This is a genomic window from Tatumella terrea, from assembly GCF_039523755.1.
Classification (GTDB): Bacteria; Pseudomonadota; Gammaproteobacteria; order Enterobacterales; family Enterobacteriaceae; genus Tatumella; species Tatumella terrea.
The window spans coordinates 36511-61418 of sequence record NZ_BAAAFX010000021.1 but is presented as its reverse complement, the minus strand read 5'-3'; the positions used below and the strand labels follow the sequence as shown (position 1 = coordinate 61418).

The window sequence follows — 24908 nt, the reverse complement described above, 5'->3', positions numbered from 1 at the left end:
CATAAAGACCCGGGCCACGCTCCTCACTGACCGTCTCACCCGGAATTTTCTGCTAACACTCCGCGACAATTAGAATAAAATTTCTGTTCCATGATCACGAAAAAGCATCGCTTCACTGATTAATCTGATAAATTTCTTAACAGTGAATTTTAGCGAGGGTGCTCTGTCGTAATATAGGAATGGCGTTTACCGGCACAGTGACCGGAGAACGCTTCCCACAGCCACTCTACACTTTAACAACAGAGGATATGTTTCCGGCATGAATCGCAGAAAGTTTATTAAAGGCACGATGGCTGTCTCGGCTCTTGGTTCTATGACAGGTTTATCTTCACTGCTGGCAAACCAGGCCTGGGCGGCCGATGGTATCGCTGATGGTACCGCCAGAAAATTCGATTTCAGTCAGCTGAAGCAACAGGCTTCAGCGCTGGCTAAAAAACCCTGGGCTGGCGCGCCGGGTCCGTTGCCAGAAACCCTGGCTAACCTTACCCCCCAGGACTACAACGCCATACAGTATGATACCAGTCATTCTCTGTGGAACAACGTCCCCGATCGTGAGCTGGATGTGCAGTTCTTCCATGTCGGGATGGGCTTCAAACGCCGTATCCGGATGTTCTCTGTCGATTCCGCAACACATGAAGCCAGAGAAGTACATTTCCGTCCTGAACTGTTTAATTACAATGATGCTCATGTCGACGTCGGACAGCTGACCGGCAAGACCGATCTCGGTTTTGCCGGATTCCGTGTCTTCAAAAAACCGGAACTGGCCCGCAGAGATATCGTTTCTTTTCTCGGCGCCAGCTATTTCCGGGCGGTCGATGATACCTATCAGTACGGTTTATCCGCTCGTGGCGTCGCCATTGATACCTTCACTAACCATGAAGAATTTCCTGACTTCACCGCGTTCTGGTTTGAGACACCCAAACCTCAGGACACCACTTTTGTAGTGTATGCGCTGCTGGACGGAGCCAGTCTGACCGGTGCTTTCAAATTCACCATTGACTGCGATAAAGACCGGGTCGTCATGACCGTGGAAAACAGTCTGTATGCGCGTAAAGATATAGAACAACTGGGTATTGCTCCGATGACCAGTATGTTCAGCTGCGGTACCAACGATCGCCGGATGTGTAACACTTATCACCCGCAAATTCACGACTCAGATCGCCTGGCCATGTGGACAGGTAAAGGTGAATGGATTGCCCGGCCGCTGAATAACCCGCAACGTCTGACCTTTAACAGCTTCAGCGACGAAAACCCTCGTGGTTTTGGTCTGTTACAGCTTGATCATGACTTCTCTGATTACCAGGACGTTATTGGCTGGTATGACAAACGGCCAAGCCTGTGGGTAGAGCCTGTTGGTCAATGGGGGAAAGGGGCCATCAATCTGATGGAGATCCCGACAACGGGCGAAACACTGGATAACATTGTCTGTTTCTGGCAACCGCAGACCCCGGTGAAAGCCGGCAATACTCTCAGTTTTGAGTACAAACTCTACTGGAGCAGCCTGCCACCGGTGGAAAGCTCTCTCGCCCGTGTCGGTGCGACGCGCACAGGTATCGGCGGCTTCCCTGAAGGCTGGGCACCGGGTGAACACTTTCCGGAAGTCTGGTGCCGTCGCTTTGCTATCGACTTTGTGGGCGGAGACCTGAAAGCCGCAGCCCCGAAAGGTATTGAACCGGTGATCACCGTTTCCTCCGGAACCTTTAAACAGGTTGAAATACTGTATGTTGAACCTCTGAACGCGTACCGGATCCTGTTTGACTGGTATCCGGACAGTGATTCAACGGCACCGGTGAATATGCGTCTGTTCCTGCGTACGAAAGGTGAGACTCTTAGCGAAACCTGGATGTATCAGTATGTTCCGCCGGCAGCCGATCAGCGGAAATATGTGGATGATCGCCAGATGAGCGCTGGCTGATCATCACCGACGGAGCCTGCGGGCTCCGTTATTTTTTTAACCTCATTGTGATGTGGTCAATCCCGTCTTCCTGATAAATCTCCCCTTCTGCCACAAATCCCCTGCCGGCATAAAATGCCTGCAAATGTGCCTGAGCGGATAAGTGTACCGGCAGCGCAGTAAAGTGAAGCCTGCAACTTTCCAGCAGTTTGTCGAGCAACAGATAAGCAAGCCCCTGCCCGCGTGCCGCCGGAGCGACAATGACCCGCCCGATGCTGACTTCCTGCGGGGCCTCTTCTGTCACCAGGATCCGTGCATAAGCCACCAGCACACCGTCACGAAACCCGAGTAAATGACGGTTATCCCCCCGCAGATCCTCGCCATCGATATCCTGATAAAGGCATTGTTGCTCAACAATAAAGACCTGATTACGCAATGCCAGCATCTGATAACACTCTGCGACCGGTAATTCAGTATGGTGGTAATCTTTCCAGATCATTGGCTGCATGTTTTTTCCCTGTTTTACGGCGGGTTTCATTATCCGGGTAATCAACCGTCCCGCTCCGCATCTGTCTGCTGATGACTGTAGCAGTAAACCACAGCCCTGGAAAATACCGGTTAACGCACTGTCCGCCAGACCACATAATACCGATACCGGAAGAGAGTCGTTACGCGGTAAGGCGTATGCAACAGATACTGCGTTTGCAATACCTGAAATAAACGACCCGCCCGGGGCACGCCCTGGCCCTCTCCCGGATAACCATCCTGTCATCGAGCCACATCCCGCAATTTACCGGACATCGGGAAAACCTCAGACAGATACACTGGCGGGTAAAAGATAACACCCACGCCAGACCAGGTAACGTTACAGACTCAGGCAAGAAATACGGAGCCAGAAAAATCATCATCCGGGTTTCGGGTTCATCTGTTCATCCTTCATCGCTTAGGGGTTCGGGTTCGGGTTCGGGTTCGGGTTCGGGTTCGGGTTCGGGTTCGGGTTCGGGTTCGGGTTCGGGTTCGGGTTCGGGTTCGGGTTTGGGTTTGGGTTTGGGTTTGGGTTTGGGTTTGGGTTTGGGTTTGGGTTTGGGTTTCGGGGTCAGGTTTGGGTTTCGGGTTTCGGGTTTCGGGTTTCGGGTTTCGGGTTTCGGGTTTCGGGTTTCGGGTTTCGGGTTTCGGGTTTCGGGTTTCGGGTTTCGGGTTTCGGGTTTCGGGTTTCGGGTTTCGGGTTTCGGGTTTCGGGGTCAGGTTTCGGGGTCAGGACCGATAGCATTTTATCCGGCACCTCCGGATATAAAAAAGGCCATGGAACCCATGGCCTTTTAATCAGTTACCGCAAAGTAAGCCGGTTACAGTAAGGGCTGCGCCAGCCTGACCAGCGAGATTAACGGTTGCGGGTAAACACCCAGTAATAACACCAGCACTGCCGAGATCAGAACGACAATACCGCCGGCAGTATATCCCCAACTGTTAGTCGTATCCCGATGATGTAAGCCTGGTGCGCTCAGGAACAGACTGACGGTGACACGCAAATAATAGAAAAGCCCGATGGCACTTCCGGCAACCACGGCGGCGGTTAACCACCACAAACCGGCATGCACACCGGAAGCCAGCACATAAAACTTACCGATAAAACCGAGCGTCGCAGGGATCCCTGCCAGGGAGAGCATCATCATTGCCATCACCCCGGCAAGCACCGGACGGTGCCAGAACAATCCACGGTAAGAGTAGAGTGAACCGGTATCATCCTCATTGCCTGCGCCCGACATCAGGCTGACGACGCCGAAGGCACCGAGGCTGCTGAACAGATAGCCCGCCAGATACACCCCGGCCGTTTCGATCGATAACTCATGCGAAGCCGCCGCCGTCAGCGCCACCATCAAATAGCCCATATGAGCGATAGAGGAGTAGCCGAGCATCCGTTTAATATTACTCTGGGACAGTGCCATCAGGTTGCCCGCCAGAATAGAGGCGAAAGCAATAACGGCCAGCGCCGTTCGCATTCCCTCGCTCTGGCTGACCGGAACGTCCAGGAACAGACGCATCACCACAGCGAAAATAGCGATTTTACTGCCGGTGGCAAGGAAGGCGGATACCGGCGCCGGCGCCCCCTGATACACATCCGGTGTCCAGAGATGGAATGGAAACAGCGACAGTTTAAACCCGACACCGATCACGATCATTCCGAATCCGGTCAGCATCAGAGGTGATGTCAGTGCTGCTCCCGTCATGCTCTGGCTCAGTCCTGAAAAAGTCAGTTCCCCGCATCCGGCATAGACCAGCGCAATACCGAACAGCAGGAAGGATGAAGCCGCGGCAGACAGCAAGGTATATTTGATCGCCGCTTCCAGTGAGCCTTTGTGGCGAAAGGCATAACCTGCCAGACCGAACAGAGGCAACGAAAGCAGCTCGACACCGATAAACAGTGAGGCCAGATGGTCAGCACTCGCCAGTACGATGCCCCCCAGTACGGCGATGGCGACCAGCAGATAGAACTCGTCACAGTGGTCTTTGAAAGACTTCAGCCAGGGATAAGCGAAGGTGCAGGTCGCAAGCCCGGACAGAATAACCAGCGCACTGTAAAATACCGAGTAGCCATCCACCCGTAACAGAGAGGTAACGTCTGCTCCTCCGCTATGGCCGCTGAACCACAGAGACACCAGCGCGATATTAAGACCAATGACTGTCAGCGTAGCGTTCACAAAGTGATTACGTCGCCACGCAATAGACAGCATCACGACCACCACGGTTAATCCGGTGATTAACAGGGGGAGCAGTGCAATCAATTGTTCAGTAGTAATTGTCATGGCGGATCACGGCCTTGTCATAGAAGTTGAAACGGTAAACCAGTGCTGAATATTACTCATCGCAGCATTTGAGGTATCCAGAATCGGTTGCGGGTAAACCCCCAACAGAACCAGCAGCACCACCAGTACCAGAATCATCGTAAACTCACGCACAGACAACCCCCGCAGCGGTGCCGGGGATTGAGGCGCACCATAATATGCCCGCTGTATCATGATTAGAGAGTACACCGAAGCAAATACCAGTCCGAACGTCGCAATCACAATGATGGCCGGTACCGTGCGGAAACCGCCGGTCAGGATCATAAATTCGCCGACAAAGTTTCCGGTGCCCGGCATGCCAAGGTTCGCTGCCGCAAAGAACAGTGAAAGCCCCGGTAACCATTTGATACGCGACCACAATCCGCCCATCAGACGCATATCGCGGGTATGCAGTCGCTCGTAAAGCTGACCACAGAGAATAAACAGCGCCGCAGAAGAGAGACCATGGGCAATCATCTGTACGACAGCGCCCTGAAAGGCCAGCTGACTGCCGGTATAGATGGCAATCATCACAAAACCCATATGTGAAACCGAACTGTAGGCGATCAGGCGCTTGATATCCGTTTGGGAGAACGCCATCCAGGCCCCGTAGAAAATCCCCAGCAGTCCCAGCCCCATGGCGATCGGAGCAAACTCTGCGGATGCCTGTGGAAATAACGGCAGGCTGAAGCGCAACAGACCATAGGCTGCGGTCTTCAGCAAAATACCGGCCAGATCAACCGAGCCTGCGGTCGGAGCCTGACTGTGCGCATCCGGCAACCAGCCATGTAAGGGGACAACCGGCATTTTCACCGCAAAAGCGATAAAGAAACCCAGCATCAGCAAGTACTGCACCGTCGAAGACATCGGCGTATGCAGCAATTGTTCGTAGTCAAAGGTCCAGACGCCTGTCGCCTGGTAATGCACCATCACCAGTCCGAGGATAGCAATCAGCATGATAAGCCCGGATGCCTGGGTATAAATAAAGAACTTGGTGGCTGCCGAAATCCGTGTTTTACCGTCCGAGGCTTTATGTCCCCAGAGGGCTATCAGAAAGTACATCGGGACCAGCATCAGTTCCCAGAAGAAGAAGAACAGAAACAGATCAACGGACAGGAAAACGCCGATCACCCCGCCCAGGATCCACATCAGGTTCAGATGAAAGAACCCCTGATACTTCTGAATTTCGTTCCAGGAACAGAGAACGGCCATCACCCCCAGCAGACCGGTCAGCACGACCATCAGCAACGACAGGCCATCGATCGCCAGATGAACGCTGATGCCGAACGCAGGGATCCAGGGAACAGAGAAAGACGATTGCCACTGCGGAATGCCCGCAGCCTGAGTGAATGAATACCCTCCCTGTGACCAGAGTAACAAGGAAAGGACCAGCGTTAACCCCATGGTCAGCAACGCTATCCAGCGTGGTGCTCTGACGCCTAAGCGTTCAGCCAGCCAGCAGAGCAAGCCGCCGACGAAGGGGAGGATAATTAGCCAAGGTAGTAACACGGCGTTAGGTTCCCTTTTAGTGATCCGCGGCAGTCATGCCACCGCGGAAATTTATCAAGCATCGAAAAACAGAAGTGTCTGCACCCTGCTCTTTTCCGCTCACCTCAAACCACCAGCATTAACGCCAGCACCACGACTGCACCAATGCCCATGGAGGCGACATACCAGCGCAGATACCCGTTCTCACTCACTGCAAGTGCCCTGCCTGCTGCCCGCGAGGTGGTACCCAGCAGATCGATCAAGGCGTTGAATGGATCCGATTTCAATAGCCAGGCGATACCCCGGAAGCTTTTGACAAACACCAGGTCATAGAGCCAGTCAAAGCCCCAGGCAGCAAACCACCAGCGGGAAAGAAAGCGTCCGGGCGCACTGGCAGCCACGGCAGTAACCAGTGTTCTGCGCCCCAGCCATAACAATGCCGCTATCACAATGCCGGCCACCGCCACGACCCCGGAGGTGATTTCCAGCGCAGCTTTACCGGCCTCCCCGGTGCCGGTATCCGGTAACACGCCCTGCAGAGGCGGTGTGATCAGCGCCCCGATAAAGGTCGACAACACCAGAAGTACCAGTAACGGTAAATGGTGAGTGATCCCTTTGCCGGCATGGGCCTTAATTTTTTCTTCTCCATGGAAGACGATGAAAATCATCCGGAAGGTATAGATCGACGTCAGGAACGCCCCGACCAGACCCGCTATCAGCAGCAGGTGATGGCCGTTGACCATCGCACCATAGAGGATTTCATCTTTACTGTAGAAACCGGCCGTAATGATCGGTAATGCCGATAACGCGGCCCCCCCGACCAGGAAGCAGGTGTAGACCAACGGGATACGCTTACGCAGGCCGCCCATTTTGAATATGTTCTGCTCGTGATGACACGCCAGGATGACGGAGCCGGACGAGAGGAACAACAACGCTTTGAAAAAAGCGTGGGTCATCAGGTGGAAAATCGCTGCATCCCAGGCCTGAACCCCTAAGGCCAGGAACATATAGCCTATCTGGCTCATGGTCGAATAGGCGAGTACCCGTTTGATATCTGTCTGAACCAGTGCCGCAAATCCTGCCAGCACCAGCGTAATGGCCCCGATAATCCCGACCAGATGCAGAATTTCCGGCGTCAGCAGGAACAACCCATGCGTACGGGCAATCAGATAGACACCGGCGGTGACCATCGTTGCCGCATGGATCAATGCAGAGACCGGGGTCGGCCCCGCCATCGCATCCGCAAGCCAGGTTTGCAGAGGTAACTGTGCCGATTTACCGACCGCACCGCCCAGCAACATCAGGGTTGCCCACGCCAGCAGGTGATTATTGGCGGCAAACTGCTCCGATGCCAGGGCGGCCATCTCACGGAAATTCAGCGTACCCAGTTGGTTGTAGAGGATGAACAGGCCAATGGCGAGAAAGACATCCCCGATGCGGGTGATGATAAATGCTTTCATCGCAGCTTTACCGTTATCCGGATTGGTGTAATAGAAACCAATCAGCAGATAAGAGCACAGCCCTACCCCTTCCCAGCCCAGATACATCAGCATCAGGTTATCCGCCAGTACCAGAACGACCATACTGGCGATAAACAGGTTGGTATAGGCGAAGAAACGGGAATACCCTTCTTCACCGCGCATATACCAGGAGGCAAACATATGGATCAGAAAGCCCACCCCGGTCACTACCGATAACATGGTCATCGACAGTCCATCCAGCGTCAGGCTGACCTGAATATTGAACTGCCCGACCTGCATCCAGGTCCAGAGCGGTTGCTGATAAAGCGCCTGCCCGTGTGCAAAAAAATCGATGCCGGCATACAGGGTCACCAGGGCTGCCAGTCCGACAGACCCGATCCCCACCGTGGCAGAGACATTTTCTGACCAGCGACCGCGGGAGAATGCCAGCAACAGGAAACCCAGTAGTGGCAATAAAATAGTTAAATAGAGAAGGTTCATCCGCGCATCTCACTCACTGAATCGATATTCAGGGTCTGACGACGACGATGTAATTGCAGCAATAACGCCAGCCCGATGCTGGCTTCTGCCGCGGCGAGACTGATCGCCAGAATATACATCACCTGACCGTCAGCCTGCCCCCAGTAACTTCCCGCCACCACCAGCGCCAGCGCAGCGGCGTTGATCATGATTTCCAGACCAATCAGCATAAACAGCAGATTACGCCGGACGATCAGCGAGGTCAGCCCGAGCACAAAAAGAATTGCCGCAAGGATCAGTCCGTGTTGCAGAGGTATCATATCTGTTCCTCCCTGTTAGCCTGTACTGAGTCATCTGTAAGGTTACTTAATACTTCACCACGGCGTTCTTCACGGCCAATGTGGTAGGCAACGACCACCCCCGCCAGCAGCAGCATCGATGCCAGTTCCACGGCCAGGACATACGGTCCAAACAGACTGATCCCCACCGCTTTGGCGGCGATCACGGTTCCGTCGATCCCCTGATCATTAATGGTGCTGATCGCATGGATCATCGCTATCAGTAACAATAACGCGATGACACCAGGACCGATCCACAGTGAGGGTTTCAGCCATTCCTGCTCCTGCTTTTGCTGAGCCTTGCCCAGATTCAGCATCATCACCACAAAGACGAACAACACCATAATGGCACCGGCATAGACGATGATTTCCAGCGCACCGGCAAAATAAGCCCCCAGGGAGAAAAAGACCCCGGCCACGGCCAGTAAGGAGATGATCAGATACAGTAAGGCGTGCACAGGATGCGTATGAGTAATCACCCTGAGTGTGGTTAACACTGCCACCGCCCCGCAAAAGTAAAACGCGAATTCCATGCCCGACTCCTTAGGGTAATAAGCCTTTAACGTCGATAGGTTTGGCTTCGTTTTCGGCGGAGCCTTTCTCTTTACCGGTGATTGCCATACCGGCCATACGATAAAAGTTATATTCCGGATATTTGCCTGGTCCTGAAATCAGTAAGTCCTCTTTTTCGTACACCAGATCCTGACGCCTGAATTCACCCAGTTCGAAATCGGGCGTTAACTGGATAGCCGTGGTCGGACAGGCTTCTTCGCAAAGGCCACAAAAGATGCAACGCGAGAAGTTGATACGAAAAAACTCGGGATACCAGCGTCCGTCAGCCATCTCCGCTTTTTGCAGGGAAATACATCCCACCGGACAGGCTACCGCGCACAGATTACAGGCCACACAGCGTTCTTCGCCGTCCGGATCCCGGGTCAGCACAATCCGTCCCCGATAGCGCGGGGGCAGATATACCGGTTCCTCCGGATACATTTGTGTTTCACGTTTAGCAAAGGCGTGCATCCCTATCATCCAGATACTCCGTACCTGGGTCGCAAAGCCTGTCGCAATTTCTTTTATTTTCACGGTGCTACTCCTTACTGCGCGTTGAACAGAATCACTGCGGCGGTCGCCAGCAGATTCAACAACGTCAACGGCAAACAGACTTTCCAGCCGAACGACATGACCTGGTCATAGCGCGGACGAGGCAGCGCGGCACGGATCAGAATAAACATCATCATGAAGAAGCCGGTTTTGATGGCAAACCAGACGAAGGGAGGTAACCAGGGGCCAAGCCAGCCGCCGAAAAATAACGTCACTATCAGCGCGGAGACGGTCGTAATCGCCACATATTCACCGACAAAGAACAACCCGAACTTCATCCCGGCATATTCGATATGATAACCATCGGCCAGTTCCTGCTCGGCTTCGGGCTGGTCAAACGGATGGCGGTGACAGACAGCCACCCCGGCAATACAGAAGGTAATAAAGCCAAGGAACTGCGGGATGATATTCCACAAATGGGCCTGACTGTTGACGATATCAGACATATTGAAAGATCCCGCCTGCGCCACCACGCCCATCAGAGAAAGCCCCAGAAAAACTTCATAACTCAGGGTCTGGGCAGAGGCACGCATTGCCCCCAGCAGCGAGTATTTATTATTACTCGACCAGCCGGCGAACAGCACCGCATACACCGCCAGCCCGGCCATCATCAGGAAGAACAGTAAGCCGATATTCAGGTCGGTCACCATCCAGCCTGGCGCAACCGGAATAATGGCAAAAGCCAGCAGCAGTGCCACAAAGGCGATCACCGGGGCCAGGGTAAAGATGACGCGATCGGTAAAGGGCGGCACCCAGTCTTCTTTGAAGAACATTTTAATCATGTCTGCGGCAAGCTGCAGTGATCCCCCCCAGCCGACACGGTTTGGCCCGTAGCGATTCTGGAACAAACCAAGCAACCGGCGCTCTGCAAAACTCATAAAAGCCCCGCAGACCACCACGACCAGCAGGATCACCACCGATTTAATGACCTGGACAATGACCGCTTCCGCTTCAGGTGTAAACCAGCTCATTGCGCTGCCTCCTGCAGTTTATCAATGGTTGCACCGGACAGGTACGGCGGGATCCCCGGCAGGCCTAAGGGCAGCCCTATCTGTCCTGCAGGCAACTGAGCAGAAAACCGGACCGGTAACACCAGCGTTTCTCCGCAACATTGCAGTTCCAGCCGGGCCCCTTCATTGATTCCCAGGCTGGCGGCATCTGACGGATGGAGTACCACGACGGCATCGGTCATGCGTTCACGGAAAACGGCTGAACGCTGTGATAATTCGTCACTGCCGAACAGACGATACAGTGGTGCAACCTGCCAGCCCTCAGGGTCACGCGGAGCCGGTACCGGGAACCAGGGAAGTTGTCCTGCAGCAGGCTCAATCAGCCTGACCCCCGGATCCCCGTGTCGCAGATGTCCGCCCACTTCATCCTGAAACTTGTTCCAGGCCTGAGGCGAGTTCCAGCCCGGAGCCCAGGCGAAAGGCACCTGCGAGCGTGGTGCCTCCGGCTGGTTATTCCCCTCCATGGAAAAAGCGAACATGGTGTCTTTGTCCTGAGGCTGGCGCGGTTCATGCACACTGATATTGGCACGCATCGCCGTACGGCCGCTGGAGCGATGGGGCGAACGGGCCAGTTTCTGACCGCGGACCCGGAAAGCCGCATCGGGAGCCGCATCCCTGATAGCGGCGAGTTGCGGCTGCTGCACAATCACGGATTCGATCACATGATCCAGCTGTGACCAGTCGGTTTTACGGCTTTCCAGCACTGCCTTCAGTGAGTGCAGCCAGCGCCAGCTTTCAGAAATCAGCACCGTGTTGTCGTAGAAAGCCGGATCAAATACCTGGAAGAAACGTTGCGCCCGGCCCTCGTTGTTCACCAGGGTGCCGTCAGCTTCAGCAAAGCTGGCGGCAGGTAACACGAAGCCGGCTTTTTCCAGCGTCGCCGTCTGCTGGTGATCTACCACCACGACCTGCCGGCAGACACTCAGGGCCTCATCGACCAGCGCCCGGGGGGCATGACGGTAAAGGTCATTTTCCATAATCACGACCGCATCGGCTTCACCGCGGCGCAGCTTCTCCAGTACCGGCTCAATAGGCTGTCCGCCCAGCATCGCCAGACCCAGGCTGTTGGCCTCAGGTACCAGCAGGGTTAGCCCGACCTCTGCGCCGGTATTTTTCAGCGCCCGCGCCACATTTGCCGCCGCCTCAATCATGGCGGATGACCCGGCGTGGGTTCCGGAAATAATCAACGGTTTCTTCGCACCGGTCAGCGCCTGTACCACTACATCCAGTTTGCCTGCCAGCGCGCTATCAAGACCTTCTGCGGCCGGTGCTGCGCTGTCGATGGCATGGGCAATCGCAAATCCGACGCGGGCCTGCTCCGCCACCGGGGCACGGTAACTCCAGGCCGCAATATCATCCAGCCGGGTTTCATCGACATGGGTGATAAACAGCGGATGTTTCGCATGCTGACCAATATTCAGGATGGCCGCGATCTGCCAGTCCGCCACCTTCTGGGCTGCCGCCATCTCACGGGCTTTACCTTTCACGGCCTGACGTACCGAAAGCGCGACACGGGCGCCGACCTGCGTCAGATCCTCCCCGAGCACCAGGATGGCATCATAGTCTTCAATCTCCCGCAGCGACGGCGTATATATACCGCTTTCACGCAGTACCTGAAGCACCTGCATCACATTCTGATGTTCCTGGCCGGCCATCCCGGTGGAAAAGTTTTCTGCTCCCACCAGTTGCTGTAACGCAAAATTACTTTCGATGCTGGCCCGCGCCGAACCGATGCCGACCACGTTTCCGGCCTGACGCAGCACATCCGCTACCGCGTTCACTGCCTGTCCGGCATCCATCGTCAGCAGATGGTCACCCCGGCGTTGCCAGGGGTGGCGAGGCCGGTCTTTCAGATTGACATATCCGTAACCAAAGCGGCCACGGTCACACAGAAAATAGTGGTTTACGCTGCCATTAAAGCGGTTTTCAATGCGCCGTAACTCCCCGTAGCGCTCGCCGGGACTGGTATTACAACCCACGCTGCATTGCTGACAGATGCCTGGCGCAAACTGCATATCCCACTTACGGTTGTAGCGTTCAGAATGGGTTTTATCGGTAAAGACCCCGGTCGGACAGACTTCCACCAGATTACCGGAAAACTCACTTTCCAGTGTGCCGTCCTGCGGGCGTCCGAAATAGACATTATCGTGCGCGCCATACACGCCAAGATCTGTACCGCCGGCATAATCTTTGTAGTAACGGACACAGCGATAACAGGCTATACAGCGGTTCATTTCGTGAGAGATAAACGGCCCCAGATCCTGATTCTGATGGGTCCGTTTCGTAAAACGGTAACGCCGGAAGCTGTGGCCGGTCATCACGGTCATATCCTGAAGGTGGCAGTTACCCCCCTCTTCACACACCGGGCAGTCGTGCGGATGGTTCGTCATTAACCATTCCACCACACTTTCACGAAATTCTTTTGCTTCACCATCGTCAATAGAGATGAAAGTACCGTCCGCCGCGGGCGTCATGCAGGACATGACCAGACGTCCACGGGTATCTTCGGCATTCTGATATTGCTTAACCGCACACTGGCGGCAGGCACCCACGCTGCCCAGCGCCGGGTGCCAGCAAAAATAAGGAATATCCAGCCCCAGTGACAGACACGCCTGTAACAGATTGTCTGCCCCGTTTACTTCATATTCTTTACCGTCTACATGGATTGTAGCCATAGTGAACATGCTTCCGTAAGGCTCGTGCCGGCACGAGCGTTAGACACAGTACTTATAATTTTTGTTGGTCAACCGGCTCTGACCGCGATTGCGATAAGAGCGACTCAGTTACCAGCGTGCTTTCAAAAGGTTAGGCTGGATCCCCGCAATACTGCGGACATTCCCGAACACCTGTGGTGCAATACCTGCTTCAAACTCTTCACGAAAATATTTGATGGCGCTTTGCAGCGGTTCGACCGCTCCCGGCGCGTGGGCGCAGAAGGTTTTCCCCGGCCCCAGTTGACGACACAACTGCAGCAGCGTTTCGATATCGCCAGGCTGCCCCTTGCCCTGTTCCAGCGCCCGCAGAATTTTGACACTCCAGGGCAATCCGTCCCGGCAGGGCGTACACCAGCCACAGGATTCCCTTGCAAAAAATTCTTCCAGGTTACGGACCAGTGACACCATATTAATTTCGTGATCTACCGCCATCGCCAGAGCGGTGCCCAGGCGACTGCCGGCTTTACCGATGCTGGCAAACTCCATCGGCAGATCCAGGTGGCTTTCGGTCAGAAAATCCGTCCCGGCACCGCCTGGCTGCCAGGCTTTGAAACGCAACCCGTCCCGCATCCCTCCGGCATAATCTTCCAGGATTTCCCGCGCCGTGACCCCGAAAGGCAGCTCCCACACGCCCGGGTACTTAACCCGGCCGGAGAAGCCCATCATCTTGGTGCCTGCATCTTCACTGCCGGAGATGCCTTTGTACCAGTCGACTCCGTTAGCGAGGATTGCCGGCACATTAGAGAGCGTTTCGACGTTGTTAACGCAGGTCGGTTTCCCCCAGACCCCGGCAGAGGCCGGGAACGGCGGCTTGGAACGGGGGTTCGCCCGCCGCCCTTCCAGGGAGTTGATCAGGGCGGTTTCTTCACCACAGATGTAACGCCCGGCGCCGGTATGAACGATAAGTTCGAAACTGAAACCGGTCCCCAGAATATTTTCACCCAGATACCCCGCCGCTTTGGCTTCTTCAATCGCCCGCCGCAGATGCACTGCCGCTTCGATATACTCACCGCGCAGGAAGATATATCCACGGTACGCTTTCAGCGCAAAAGCACTGATCAGCATGCCTTCCACCAGCTGATGAGGCATCTGTTCCATCAGCAGGCGGTCTTTGTAGGTGCCCGGCTCCATTTCATCTGCATTACAGAGCAGATAACGGATATTCATCGATTCATCTTTCGGCATCAGGCTCCATTTCAGCCCGGTCGGGAACCCGGCACCCCCGCGCCCTTTCAGTCCGGAATCTTTTACCTGTGCGACGATCTCTTCCGGCGCCAGGCTTTTCAGCGCTTTTTCCGCGCCGGCATACCCGTTTTTGCTACGGTATTCCTCTAACCAGACCGGTTGCTGGTCATCCCGCATACGCCAGGTGAGCGGATGAGTTTCCGCCGTACGAATGATCGTTTTTGCACTCATGGGTACTGCTCCAGTAATGTCGCAATCGCTTCCGGCGTCAGATGAACATGGGTCTGCTCATCGACCATCATCACCGGCCCTTTATCACAATTCCCCAGGCAACAGGTTGGCAGCAGAGTGAAGCGGCCATCGGGGGTCGTCTGACCAGGTTTTATGTTCAGTTGCTGCTCCAGTGCGGCCTGTATCCCCTGATAACCGGTGATATGGCAAACGACACTGTCACAATAACGGATCACATGGCGGCCGACCGGTTGCCGGTAGATCTGGCTGTAAAACGTCGCCACACCCTCAACGTCACTGGCCGGGATCCCCAGCACATCGGCGATCGCCCCGATAGCCCCGTCAGGAACCCATCCCCGCTGCTTCTGAACAATTTTCAGCGCTTCGATAGAGGCCGCACGGGCATCTTCGTAATGGTGCTTTTCCTGTTCTATCGCCTGACGTTCTTCCTCACTCAGGGAAAAAAGCGGTTCAGGTTCAACCGTCTTAATGGTTATGTTTTGCTCATTCATCATTAGCGATCCACGTCAGACATAACAAAATCAATACTGCCCAGATAAACAATCAAATCCGATACCAGGCTGCCACGGATCACCGACGGTATTTGCTGCAAATGCGGGAAGCTCGGTGTTCTTACCCGGGTGCGGTAGCTCATGGTGCTGCCATCACTGGTCAGGTAATAACTGTTGATCCCTTTGGTGGCTTCGATCATCTGGAAAGATTCATTGGCCGGCATGACCGGCCCCCAGGAAACCTGCAGAAAATGGGTGATCAGCGTTTCGATATGTTGCAATGTGCGCTCTTTCGGCGGAGGCGTCGTCAGCGGGTGGTCGGCTTTGAACGGGCCGGCGGGCATGTTATTCAGGCACTGCTCCAGGATCCTCAGTGACTGCCACATCTCTTCCATTTTCAGCATGACACGGCTGTAAGCATCGCTGATGCCATCACCGACGGGGATGTCAAAATCGAAATTCTCATACCCGGAATACGGGCGCCATTTGCGGACATCAAAATCGAGGCCGGTGGCCCGCAATGCGGCACCGGTGGTGCCCCACTCCAGGGCTTCCTGCAGGTTATACGCCGCGACCCCTTTTGAACGTCCTACCAGCACGGAGTTACGCAGTGCGGCTTTGTCATACTCCTTCAGACGTTTTGGCATCCAGTCCAGGAATTCACGTAATAACCGCTCCCAGCCTTTTGGCAGGTCATGAGCCACGCCGCCAATACGAAACCAGGCCGGATGCATACGAAATCCGGTAATGGCTTCGACGACATCGTAAATTTTCTGCCGGTCGGTGAAGGCAAAGAACACCGGTGTCATCGCACCGACATCCTGTATAAAGGTGGAGATGTACAGCAGATGGCTATTGATCCTGAACAGCTCAGAGAGCATCACGCGGATCACGTCGACCTTTTCCGGGACCGTAATCCCCGCCAGTTTTTCGACAGCCAGCACATAAGGCATTTCATTAACGCAGCCGCCCAGATACTCGATACGATCGGTATAGGGTATATAACTGTGCCAGGATTGACGCTCGGCCATTTTTTCGGCACCACGATGGTGATAGCCGATGTCCGGAACGCAATCGACGATCTCTTCGCCATCAAGCTGCAGAATGATGCGGAACGCCCCGTGCGCTGAAGGATGGTTCGGGCCAAGGTTCAGGAACATAAAATCTTCATTCCTGCCTCCCCGCTTCATGCCCCATTCTTCGGGCTTAAAGGTGAGTGCCTCCATCTCCAGATCTTCTTTCGCTTTACTGAGTGAAAAAGGATCAAACTCGGTGGCCCGGGCGGGATAATCCTTACGCAGCGGATGCCCGGTCCAGGTCTGTGGCATCATGATGCGGGTCAGATGCGGGTGTCCGTTAAACGTTATCCCGAACATCTCCCAGGTCTCACGCTCATACCAGTTCGCATTCGGGAAGACGGGGATCAATGTCGGTAAATTCAGATCATTTTCCGCAAGAGCAACCTTCAGCATAATGTCACGGTTACGCCCTATTGATAGCAGATGATAGAACACCGAGAAGTCTGCGGCCGGAAGCCCCTGACGGTGGGTGCGTAAACGCTCATCCACGCCGTGCAGATCATAGAGCATGACATAGGGCTCAGGGAGTTTGCGCAAAAAGGTGACGACATCCGTGAGTTGTTCACGGGGAACCCACACCACCGGTATACCGGTCCGCGTAGGCTGAACAGTAAAGGCATCCGGGCCAAAACGATTACGCAGTTCACCGATAACGGGATCATCAAGATGATCACGGGTTTGCCATGAGGGCTGAACGGAGTCGTGCGTGTTCAAATCAGTCATATGATATTCACCATGGCCGGCCTGTTTCAGGCACTAATAAGATGACATCAGGATGGTATCCGGCGGGATTATGACTCTAAAAGCGCCATACATATTCATCCATAAATAACCGCGGCTCAGATTTCGTCCGGGGTTCGTAAATTGGTCACAGCAATACGTTCACCGCGTTTTCTTTCCCGCTCGGAAGGCATATTGGCGCGATATACGCCCTGATCCCCGACGACCCAGGACAGCGGACGGCGCTCTTTGCCGATAGACTCCTGCAGCAGTAATAACGCCTGCATGTAGGCTTCAGGACGTGGCGGACACCCCGGGATATACACATCGACAGGCAGGAACTTATCGACCCCCTGAACGACGGAATAGATATCGTACATACCGCCGGAGTTGGCACAGGCCCCCATAGAAATGACCCATTTTGGCTCCAGCATCTGGTCATACAAACGCTGGATCACCGGGGCCATTTTGGTAAACGGCGTCCCGGCAATCACCATAAAATCGGCCTGACGCGGTGAAGCACGCATGACTTCAGCACCGAAACGGGCGACATCATGCACGGCGGTAAAAGAGGTGGTCATTTCGACATAGCAACAGGAAAGCCCGAAGTTATAAGGCCAGAGAGAGTTTTTTCTTCCCCAGTTCACCATATCGTGCAGAGCATGTTCGAGTTTGCCCATGTACACGCTGCGATGGACATGCTGCTCAAGCGGGTCCGTCACGATTTCCTGTTTTTGCAGGGGATAGCGATCATTTTCGCCATTACCTTCGGGGTCTATGCGGGTCAGCGTATAGTCCATTTCAATGCCTCGCTGTTACTGCTTTTCTGAGGGGGTATGATGCTGGCGGGAGGCCGTAACGACCGGGATCCGGCGCCGCGCCGGTGCCCAGTCAAGCGCACCGATCCGTGCCAGATAGACAAGGCCCGCCAGCAATACCAGAATAAAAATTGCCGCTTCTGCAAATCCAATCCAACCGCTTTCCCGCACGGAGGCAGACCATGCATAGAGAAACAGAGCTTCAACATCGAAAATGACGAAGAACATCGCCACAAGATAGAATTTTGCGGACAACCGCAGTTGAGTGTTGCCGACCGGCGCAATACCCGATTCGAAAGGTGTCTCTTTGTATCTGGCCTTTGCTCTGCCCCCCAGTAACCAGCCCCCGGCCAGCATGAAAAGGCATAAACCTATCGCAATGACGACAAACACAACGAATGCCCAATGATGTGCAATTACTTCCGTAGCTGTTGACATACTCTTGCTTACTCACGAAATGTGCTTCAGAGGACCCGATATGACACGCCCGCTATCCACACAAAAATCCAGGAAAAGGAGATAAGCCTTGTAATAAAAGCGCTCAGCCGGCTTGATATCCATAGCTTTTTAGGGGTTTTACCCTCTTAGTAAACCTTTTGTCAACCTTTGCATATTTAAATTAAATAATAAGAAACATACAAAACATATTATTAACAATTAGTGCACCCGGGTCTATCTGAAAATTGTCCTGCCGGCCCGTTATGGCTGGGCAGAAGATGATTCAGTACCGGATGGCGAATTTTCAGACTAAACACCTACATTCTGGCAGGTCTTTGATTATTTTCCTGTGCCGGGCGATTTTTTTTTTGATCAGGAACAGCCTGACGGTCTGAATGGACAAAAATTAAGCAGGGAGAGATGTCACCGATGCGGTCACGGTGGAGGGAGGGAAAAAAAAAGACCCGACGTCTGACACGGCGGGTCTTTTATGCATCAACAGATATTCATCAACAAACAAAGCGCTGAGGTGTTTACTCTGCGGTGATGTCTTCAGCAATCTCCGCGATATCCGCCGTGTCGTCAGTCAGCCCGGCGTGCGGATGTGAAGGGTCCGCTAACGGTTTGAGAACATTAAAGACCGACTGGAGTAATTCGTTTTCAGGCGCGTCTTTACGGCATAATAGATACTGCGTGTCCGGTAACGGAGGTAATTGCTCTGCACTGCCCAGCACCCGGACATCCGGGCCAATCATTTCTGCAGGCCGGGCCGTTGCCCCGAGACCGGACTTCACTGCCACCTTCACCGCTGACAGGGATGCCGCGACATAAGAGATACGCCACGGAGTACCGATTTTATCCAGATGTTCGATAGCCATCTCACGGAACGGATTCGGCTCATCCTGTAATACCAGTGGTAATGCTTCGCCGTGACGGAATGCATAATCGGCAGCACAAAACCACAGTGTCGGTGACGTACGAAGCACCTGACTGACAACCTCGCCGACCGCTTTCGTTGCCAGTACCAGATCGACCTCTTCCCGCTCCAGCATGGCAAAGATCTCTGCGGTGGGGTTGATCCGAATATCGATCGTGAGTTTAGGATAGAGCGTGGTGATCCGGTTCAGGACATAAGGTAACAGCGTCTCGGCCGTGTCTTCCGTCACTCCGATGGTAAGAATACCCTGAACATTGCTATACATCAGCGATGCACAGGCCTCATCATTAAAGCGCAGGATTTTTCGGGCATAGCCGAGTAACTGAATCCCGTGCTCTGTCAGCAATTTATTACGACCATGACGGGCAAAAAGCTCTTTACCCACCAGTTGTTCCAGTCGCTGCATTTGCTGACTGACTGCAGATTGTGTACGACAGACCGCTGCAGCTGCGGCCGCAAAAGTATTGAGATCCGCTACAGCAACAAAGGTCCTTAACAGATCCAGGTCAAGATTCATTATTGGAGGATTGGTATTTGTCATATTTTATAGTCACTTATAGGATTTTATTACTACTGCCCTGGTGTTACTTCAAAGAACCTGCCAACAGACAGGATATAAATGAAAATTTTTACTATTGCGCGAAAAGAGCGGTTCGTCGTCGTGCCGATGACAAACCTGCGATATTTTCGCTTTAACAGACTCACTTTGATAGATCTCTCCGGCCTCAGACACCAGAAAACGGCCGTTATTCCGGAAACAAATTAAAAATGTCCGCAGGCCTGCCAAAATCCTCTTTGCGGAGTATTTCAGAAGGTGCAACCTGCCTTTTAATTTGTTAATTATACTTAATCATTTTTAGCAGGGAATTGGAATTTTTTTTAGATAAAAGTACACAAATTTTGACCTGCTTCATATTCAGAGAACTTCACTTTACGGTGAATTAGCCCCGTGACTCCTGACGACACCCCATCAAAATAAGAAAATACCCTATCATGTTGTTTTTAAACTGTAATTCTCTTATTTAGTTAATAACAGGCATTCAGAAATTATTAATATCTAACAAAATCATATTAATTAACGATGGATTCCGAATACTGTTTAAGAAATTTCCTATCACTTCACAAAAAATGAAAGTGATTACCGTTTTAAATAATTAATCTGTTCCTGCGAATTATTTGCTCTACAGCATCGAATTATTTTCATGTGATTTTGTTTTATTCAATAAATTTTGCACGGATAAACCCCGAGCTTTCAACAGCATAAAGAACTATTCAGATACCATAAGCCAGTTAATAGCACTACAAAAATAACATTCAACAACCGATTATCATATTAAAACTATTGATATACTTGAAAAGTCGCTAAAATTCATCTTAACCCTTCTTTTAGTGTGAGCAGAAGCGTACATTTATAGGCTTCACTCTCGGGCAAATACACGGACTCTGCTGTCCAAGGCGATTGTAATGACTACTAAAATTGAAAAATCCGCTAAACTTGATAACGTTTGTTATGATATTCGCGGTCCGGTACTCAAAGAGGCCCGTCGCCTCGAAGAAGAAGGTAACAAAGTCCTTAAACTGAACATCGGCAACCCTGCCCCGTTTGGCTTTGAAGCCCCGGATGAGATTCTGGTCGATGTGATTAAACATCTCCCTACCTCACAGGGCTATTGCGATTCAAAAGGACTGTATTCTGCCCGTAAAGCGATTATGCAGCATTACCAGGAACGCGGTATGCGTGATGTGACCGTTGAAGATATTTATATCGGTAACGGCGTATCTGAGCTGATCGTTCAGTCAATGCAGGCGTTACTGAATACCGGTGACGAAATGCTGGTTCCGGCGCCGGATTATCCGCTCTGGACCGCTTCAGTTTCCCTTTCAAGTGGTAAAGCCGTCCACTACCTTTGCGATGAATCTGCAGGCTGGTTTCCGGACCTTGATGATATCCGCGCAAAAATCACACCAAGAACCCGCGGCATCGTCATTATTAACCCGAATAACCCGACCGGTGCCGTCTACAGCAAAGAGCTGTTACTGGAGATCGTCGAAATCGCCCGTCAGCATAATCTGATCATTTTCGCCGATGAGATCTACGACAAGATCCTCTATGATGAAGCACAGCATCACTCCATTGCTGCGCTGGCACCGGACCTTCTGACGGTCACTTTTAACGGCCTGTCCAAGACTTATCGTGTTGCCGGGTTCCGTCAGGGCTGGATGGTACTGAATGGCCCGAAAAAGCATGCCAAAGGATACATTGAAGGCCTGGAAATGCTGGCTTCCATGCGTTTGTGTGCCAACGTCCCGGCACAGCATGCCATCCAGACGGCACTGGGCGGTTATCAGAGTATCAGCGAGTTTATTGTGCCTGAAGGACGCCTGTATCAGCAGCGTGAACGTGCCTGGGAAATGATCAATGAAATTCCGGGCGTCAGTTGTGTCAAACCGCAGGGTGCACTTTATATGTTCCCGCGCATTGACCCGAAAAAATTTAATCTGCACGATGATCAGAAAATGGTGCTGGATTTCTTATTGCAGGAAAAAGTCTTACTGGTACAAGGCAGCGCATTTAACTGGCCATGGCCGGACCATGTGCGTATTGTCACCCTGCCCCGGGTCGATGACCTGGAAATGGCGATCAGTAAGTTCGGCCGTTTTCTGGAGCATTATCACCAGTAATCTGCCGGCCTTTGAATTTCTGCCAGTCACGGGGGGCCACCCCCGTACTGCGGGTGGCGCGCTTCATACGCTGAGCGCCCCCGATATCCAGCCCCGCCACTCTTTCCTGCACCAAGGATATGACCAATGAAATTCCAAAGCACGTTTATGGCCTGGATCACCCGCATGCCACTGATTAAACGCTGGGCGTTAATGCACTGCGTACAGAAAGAGAATGTGGCCGAACATAGTCATCAGGTCGCCGTTATCGCCCATTTACTGACTGTCATCGGCAATACCCGCTATAACAACCCGCTGGATCCTGATCGCGCCGCAGTCATTGCCCTGTATCATGAAGTCTCTGAAACCAAGCTTCAGGACATCAATTCGAAGACGAAATATCATAACCCGCAGTTTACACAGGCGTTTAAGCAACTCGAGACCCTGGCAGAGCAGGAATGTATTGAGACCCTGCCGGAAGATTTACGCGAGCGTTTCTCCGGACTGATCATTCAGAAGAATGTCGACCCACGTTATAAAGCCATCGTCAAAGCGGCTGATATCCTGTCGGCCTATATCAAGGCACTGAATGAGCTTCGTTTTCATAATGATGAATTCATCCACGTCAAAGAAGGTCTGGAATCACGCATCAGCGAATTACGCAGAGAGATGCCGGAGGTGGATGACTTTATGGAAATATTTTGTGCCAGCTGCACCACGACGCTGGATAAAATTTCTGAACACTATCAGTAACCGATCCACGCAGGCGGGTCTTCAGGAACCGGCGGATATATCGGTGAACGAATGACTCCGGGCCGGTCGACCAATTTAGCCTTTTGCTTAAAAAGAGAGCGTCGATGCTCTGTCACAATATCAATGTGACTACCATTATCGACAGGGCTTCATTTAACGCATCAGCGTCTGTCCCTGTTAATGGATGATTCCCTGAACAACCCATTGATGTCGTTGCAGCGGCAAAAAGAAAGGCCTATAAGAGCGGACTCTCAGGATGACCATCTGGCCCGGACAGGTCAGAGATCGTCCAGGAAGGTCTTATCCAGCTGACGAAACGCCCGTTTCAGTAAATCGGCCAGCGACTGATAGGTCGGCTCGCCTTCAGGGATCGCGGTCGGTTGTCCGGCCTGCTCAAGTTTAGTGCGTACGGAATGATACCATTGCAGCAATGTCGGCGGCAGCGGCTTCATCGCACGTTTGCCCATCCACCATAGCCCCTGAATCGGCAGGCTACAGGCAAAGAGCGCACTGGCAACTGCGGGACCGGTTTGTGCATGGAGAGCAATCTGCCAGCACAGGGTGAATACAGCGACGGGCGGCATAAAGCGGATGCCAAAACGAATGGCTTTTCCGACCCGATGCTCCGGAAACACCGGACTCAGGCGCTTGTCATCGGGCCAGGTATTCATATAGTGTTGTCCGCGCTTAAGCACGCCGAACCAGTTAACATTGCCCGTATTATTCATCCCGGTACCTCAGATTGCAGTCGAACGTACAAAAAATTTTAATCCCAAACAGATTAAGGGTAAAATTTAGCATAATTTTCAATAAGACAGGGTCTTATTAACGTCTTGTGATAGATTTTAACCTTTTAAGCATGACAGGCAGCGCCGGCGCCTGCTCAAAAAAACAAGTAAAAATAACTAATTTTTTTGAGTAGGGACAATTTTTTAATTCAGCAGGCTGTTTATCATGAACATGTCAGCTTTCATGGGTTACATTAACGTCTTATCGCGTTGTTCATCACCACTTTAAACAAATAGGTGCTTCCATGTCGAGTAAGTTAGTTCTGGTTCTCAACTGCGGCAGTTCTTCCCTCAAGTTCGCTATCATAAATCCGGAGAATGGTGATGAATATCTTTCCGGATTAGCGGAATGTTTTAACCTGCCTGAAGCCCGCATTAAATGGAAACAGGAAAGCGGTAAACAGGAGGCGGCGCTGGGGGCGGGAGCGGCGCACAGTGAAGCGCTGAATTTTATCGTCGGAAACATCCTTAGCCAGCAACCGGAACTCTCTGAGCAAATCGTGGCAATTGGCCACCGCATTGTTCATGGCGGGGAGCGACTGACTCAGTCAATTTTAATTGATGACCAGGTCATCGAAGAAATAAAAAATGCGTCCTGTTTTGCGCCGCTGCACAATCCGGCCCACCTTATCGGTATCGCCGAAGCGTTAAAGAACTTCCCGCACCTGGCCACTAAAAACGTGGCTGTCTTCGATACGGCATTTCACCAGACCATGCCCGAATCCTCTTATCTGTATGCACTGCCCTATCAGCTCTATACAGAGCACGGGGTGAGGCGTTACGGTGCCCATGGCACCAGTCATTATTACGTTTCTCTGGAAGCGGCAAAAATGCTGGAAACTCCGCCGGAATCCCTGAATGTCATTACCTGCCATCTGGGCAATGGCGGTTCGGTTACCGCTATCCGTGGCGGAAAGAGTGTGGATACATCGATGGGGCTGACCCCCCTCGAAGGGCTGGTCATGGGCACCCGCAGCGGAGATATCGACCCCGCGATTATTTTCTTCCTGCATGACAGCCTGGGAATGAGCACCGATAAGATCAATACCCTGCTGACCAAAGAGTCCGGGTTACTGGGACTGACCGGGGTCACCAACGATTTCCGCTATGTGGAAGAAAATTACCAGCATCAGGAAGACGCCCGACGCGCGATGGAAGTCTTCTGCCATCGACTGGCAAAATACATCGGTGCTTATACTTCACTGATGGAAGGCCGTCTGGATGCAGTGGTCTTTACCGGCGGTATTGGTGAAAATGCCGCTACGGTCCGTGAACTGACCCTGCAAAAACTGGCGCTGCTTAACTTCGAGGTCGACCATGACCGTAACCTGGAGGCGCGTTTTGGTCAGGCCGGGTTTATCAACAAGCCCGGCACGCGCCCGGTCCTGGTCATCCCGACCAATGAAGAACTTGTCATTGCCCGTGATGCCGCACGGCTTACCGCCTGAATAAATTCGTCTATCGCCAGCACAGCCT

At 52.9% G+C, this 24908-nt stretch carries 20 protein-coding genes; 4 read left to right on the top strand and 16 right to left on the bottom strand.

What is annotated here, in order from left to right:
* Positions 1-259 precede the first annotated feature (259 nt).
* Positions 260-1915 (top strand): glucan biosynthesis protein D, encoded by a 1656-nt coding sequence (locus ABD035_RS15980; RefSeq protein WP_343871130.1) that lies wholly within the window; start codon positions 260-262, stop codon positions 1913-1915.
* Between the two features lie 28 nt (positions 1916-1943).
* Here the strand turns inward: ABD035_RS15980 and ABD035_RS15975 are convergent, their stop codons facing one another.
* The 15 genes from ABD035_RS15975 to ABD035_RS15905 all read right to left on the bottom strand — a co-directional run bounded on the left by ABD035_RS15975 (position 1944) and on the right by ABD035_RS15905 (position 19771).
* Complete coding sequence (locus tag ABD035_RS15975) at positions 1944-2393, bottom strand: GNAT family N-acetyltransferase (protein WP_343871184.1); 450 nt, start codon at positions 2391-2393, stop codon at positions 1944-1946.
* 847 nt (positions 2394-3240) lie between these two features.
* Positions 3241-4698, bottom strand: coding sequence for an NADH-quinone oxidoreductase subunit NuoN (gene nuoN, locus ABD035_RS15970; protein ID WP_343871129.1), 1458 nt, complete (start codon positions 4696-4698; stop codon positions 3241-3243).
* 6 nt (positions 4699-4704) lie between these two features.
* On the bottom strand, positions 4705-6225 hold the full coding sequence (nuoM, locus tag ABD035_RS15965) for an NADH-quinone oxidoreductase subunit M (RefSeq protein ID WP_212713996.1): 1521 nt from the start codon (positions 6223-6225) through the stop codon (positions 4705-4707).
* A 104-nt stretch (positions 6226-6329) separates the two neighbouring features.
* On the bottom strand, positions 6330-8165 hold the full coding sequence (gene nuoL / locus ABD035_RS15960) for an NADH-quinone oxidoreductase subunit L (protein WP_343871128.1): 1836 nt from the start codon (positions 8163-8165) through the stop codon (positions 6330-6332).
* Positions 8162-8464, bottom strand: coding sequence for an NADH-quinone oxidoreductase subunit NuoK (nuoK, locus tag ABD035_RS15955; protein WP_029989503.1), 303 nt, complete (start codon positions 8462-8464; stop codon positions 8162-8164). Before nuoK ends, nuoL begins: the two co-directional genes overlap by 4 nt.
* The gene (gene nuoJ, locus ABD035_RS15950; RefSeq protein ID WP_343871126.1) at positions 8461-9015 is read right to left on the bottom strand and encodes an NADH-quinone oxidoreductase subunit J; all 555 of its coding nucleotides are present in this window, start codon (positions 9013-9015) and stop codon (positions 8461-8463) included. The genes nuoK and nuoJ overlap by 4 nt, the downstream gene beginning before the upstream one ends.
* Before the next feature lie 10 nt (positions 9016-9025).
* Positions 9026-9568, bottom strand: a complete 543-nt coding sequence (gene nuoI / locus ABD035_RS15945; RefSeq protein ID WP_025903341.1) for an NADH-quinone oxidoreductase subunit NuoI — start codon at positions 9566-9568, stop codon at positions 9026-9028.
* A gap of 11 nt (positions 9569-9579) precedes the next feature.
* Positions 9580-10557: an NADH-quinone oxidoreductase subunit NuoH gene (gene nuoH, locus ABD035_RS15940; RefSeq protein WP_212713999.1), complete on the bottom strand. Its 978-nt coding sequence runs from the start codon at positions 10555-10557 to the stop codon at positions 9580-9582.
* Positions 10554-13271, bottom strand: coding sequence for an NADH-quinone oxidoreductase subunit NuoG (nuoG, locus tag ABD035_RS15935; protein WP_343871125.1), 2718 nt, complete (start codon positions 13269-13271; stop codon positions 10554-10556). Before nuoG ends, nuoH begins: the two co-directional genes overlap by 4 nt.
* A gap of 108 nt (positions 13272-13379) precedes the next feature.
* Positions 13380-14726, bottom strand: a complete 1347-nt coding sequence (gene nuoF / locus ABD035_RS15930; RefSeq protein WP_212714001.1) for an NADH-quinone oxidoreductase subunit NuoF — start codon at positions 14724-14726, stop codon at positions 13380-13382.
* Entirely contained in the window at positions 14723-15238 is a 516-nt protein-coding gene (gene nuoE, locus ABD035_RS15925; protein ID WP_343871183.1) for an NADH-quinone oxidoreductase subunit NuoE, read from the bottom strand. Before nuoE ends, nuoF begins: the two co-directional genes overlap by 4 nt.
* A 2-nt stretch (positions 15239-15240) precedes the next feature.
* Positions 15241-17040 (bottom strand): NADH-quinone oxidoreductase subunit C/D, encoded by a 1800-nt coding sequence (nuoC, locus tag ABD035_RS15920; RefSeq protein WP_212714002.1) that lies wholly within the window; start codon positions 17038-17040, stop codon positions 15241-15243.
* A gap of 116 nt (positions 17041-17156) precedes the next feature.
* Positions 17157-17837, bottom strand: coding sequence for a NuoB/complex I 20 kDa subunit family protein (locus ABD035_RS15915; protein ID WP_212714003.1), 681 nt, complete (start codon positions 17835-17837; stop codon positions 17157-17159).
* A 15-nt stretch (positions 17838-17852) separates the two neighbouring features.
* Positions 17853-18293, bottom strand: coding sequence for an NADH-quinone oxidoreductase subunit A (locus tag ABD035_RS15910; RefSeq protein WP_212714004.1), 441 nt, complete (start codon positions 18291-18293; stop codon positions 17853-17855).
* Positions 18294-18826: 533 nt separating this feature from the next.
* On the bottom strand, positions 18827-19771 hold the full coding sequence (locus ABD035_RS15905; protein WP_212714005.1) for a LysR family transcriptional regulator: 945 nt from the start codon (positions 19769-19771) through the stop codon (positions 18827-18829).
* 923 nt (positions 19772-20694) lie between these two features.
* On the opposite strand from ABD035_RS15905, the gene ABD035_RS15900 reads away from it, so the two are divergent.
* Together ABD035_RS15900 and yfbR are read left to right on the top strand one after the other, a co-directional pair.
* Complete coding sequence (locus ABD035_RS15900) at positions 20695-21912, top strand: pyridoxal phosphate-dependent aminotransferase (protein WP_212714006.1); 1218 nt, start codon at positions 20695-20697, stop codon at positions 21910-21912.
* Positions 21913-22038: 126 nt separating this feature from the next.
* Complete coding sequence (yfbR, locus tag ABD035_RS15895) at positions 22039-22644, top strand: 5'-deoxynucleotidase (protein ID WP_025903331.1); 606 nt, start codon at positions 22039-22041, stop codon at positions 22642-22644.
* A gap of 278 nt (positions 22645-22922) precedes the next feature.
* On the opposite strand, the gene yfbV is transcribed toward yfbR, so the two are convergent.
* Positions 22923-23372 carry a terminus macrodomain insulation protein YfbV gene (gene yfbV / locus ABD035_RS15890; RefSeq protein ID WP_343871124.1) on the bottom strand — a complete coding sequence of 150 codons (450 nt, stop codon included), beginning with the start codon at positions 23370-23372 and terminating at the stop codon, positions 22923-22925.
* 305 nt (positions 23373-23677) lie between these two features.
* On the opposite strand from yfbV, the gene ackA reads away from it, so the two are divergent.
* The gene (ackA, locus tag ABD035_RS15885; RefSeq protein ID WP_343871123.1) at positions 23678-24880 is read left to right on the top strand and encodes an acetate kinase; all 1203 of its coding nucleotides are present in this window, start codon (positions 23678-23680) and stop codon (positions 24878-24880) included.
* The last annotated feature ends 28 nt before the right edge of the window (positions 24881-24908 follow it).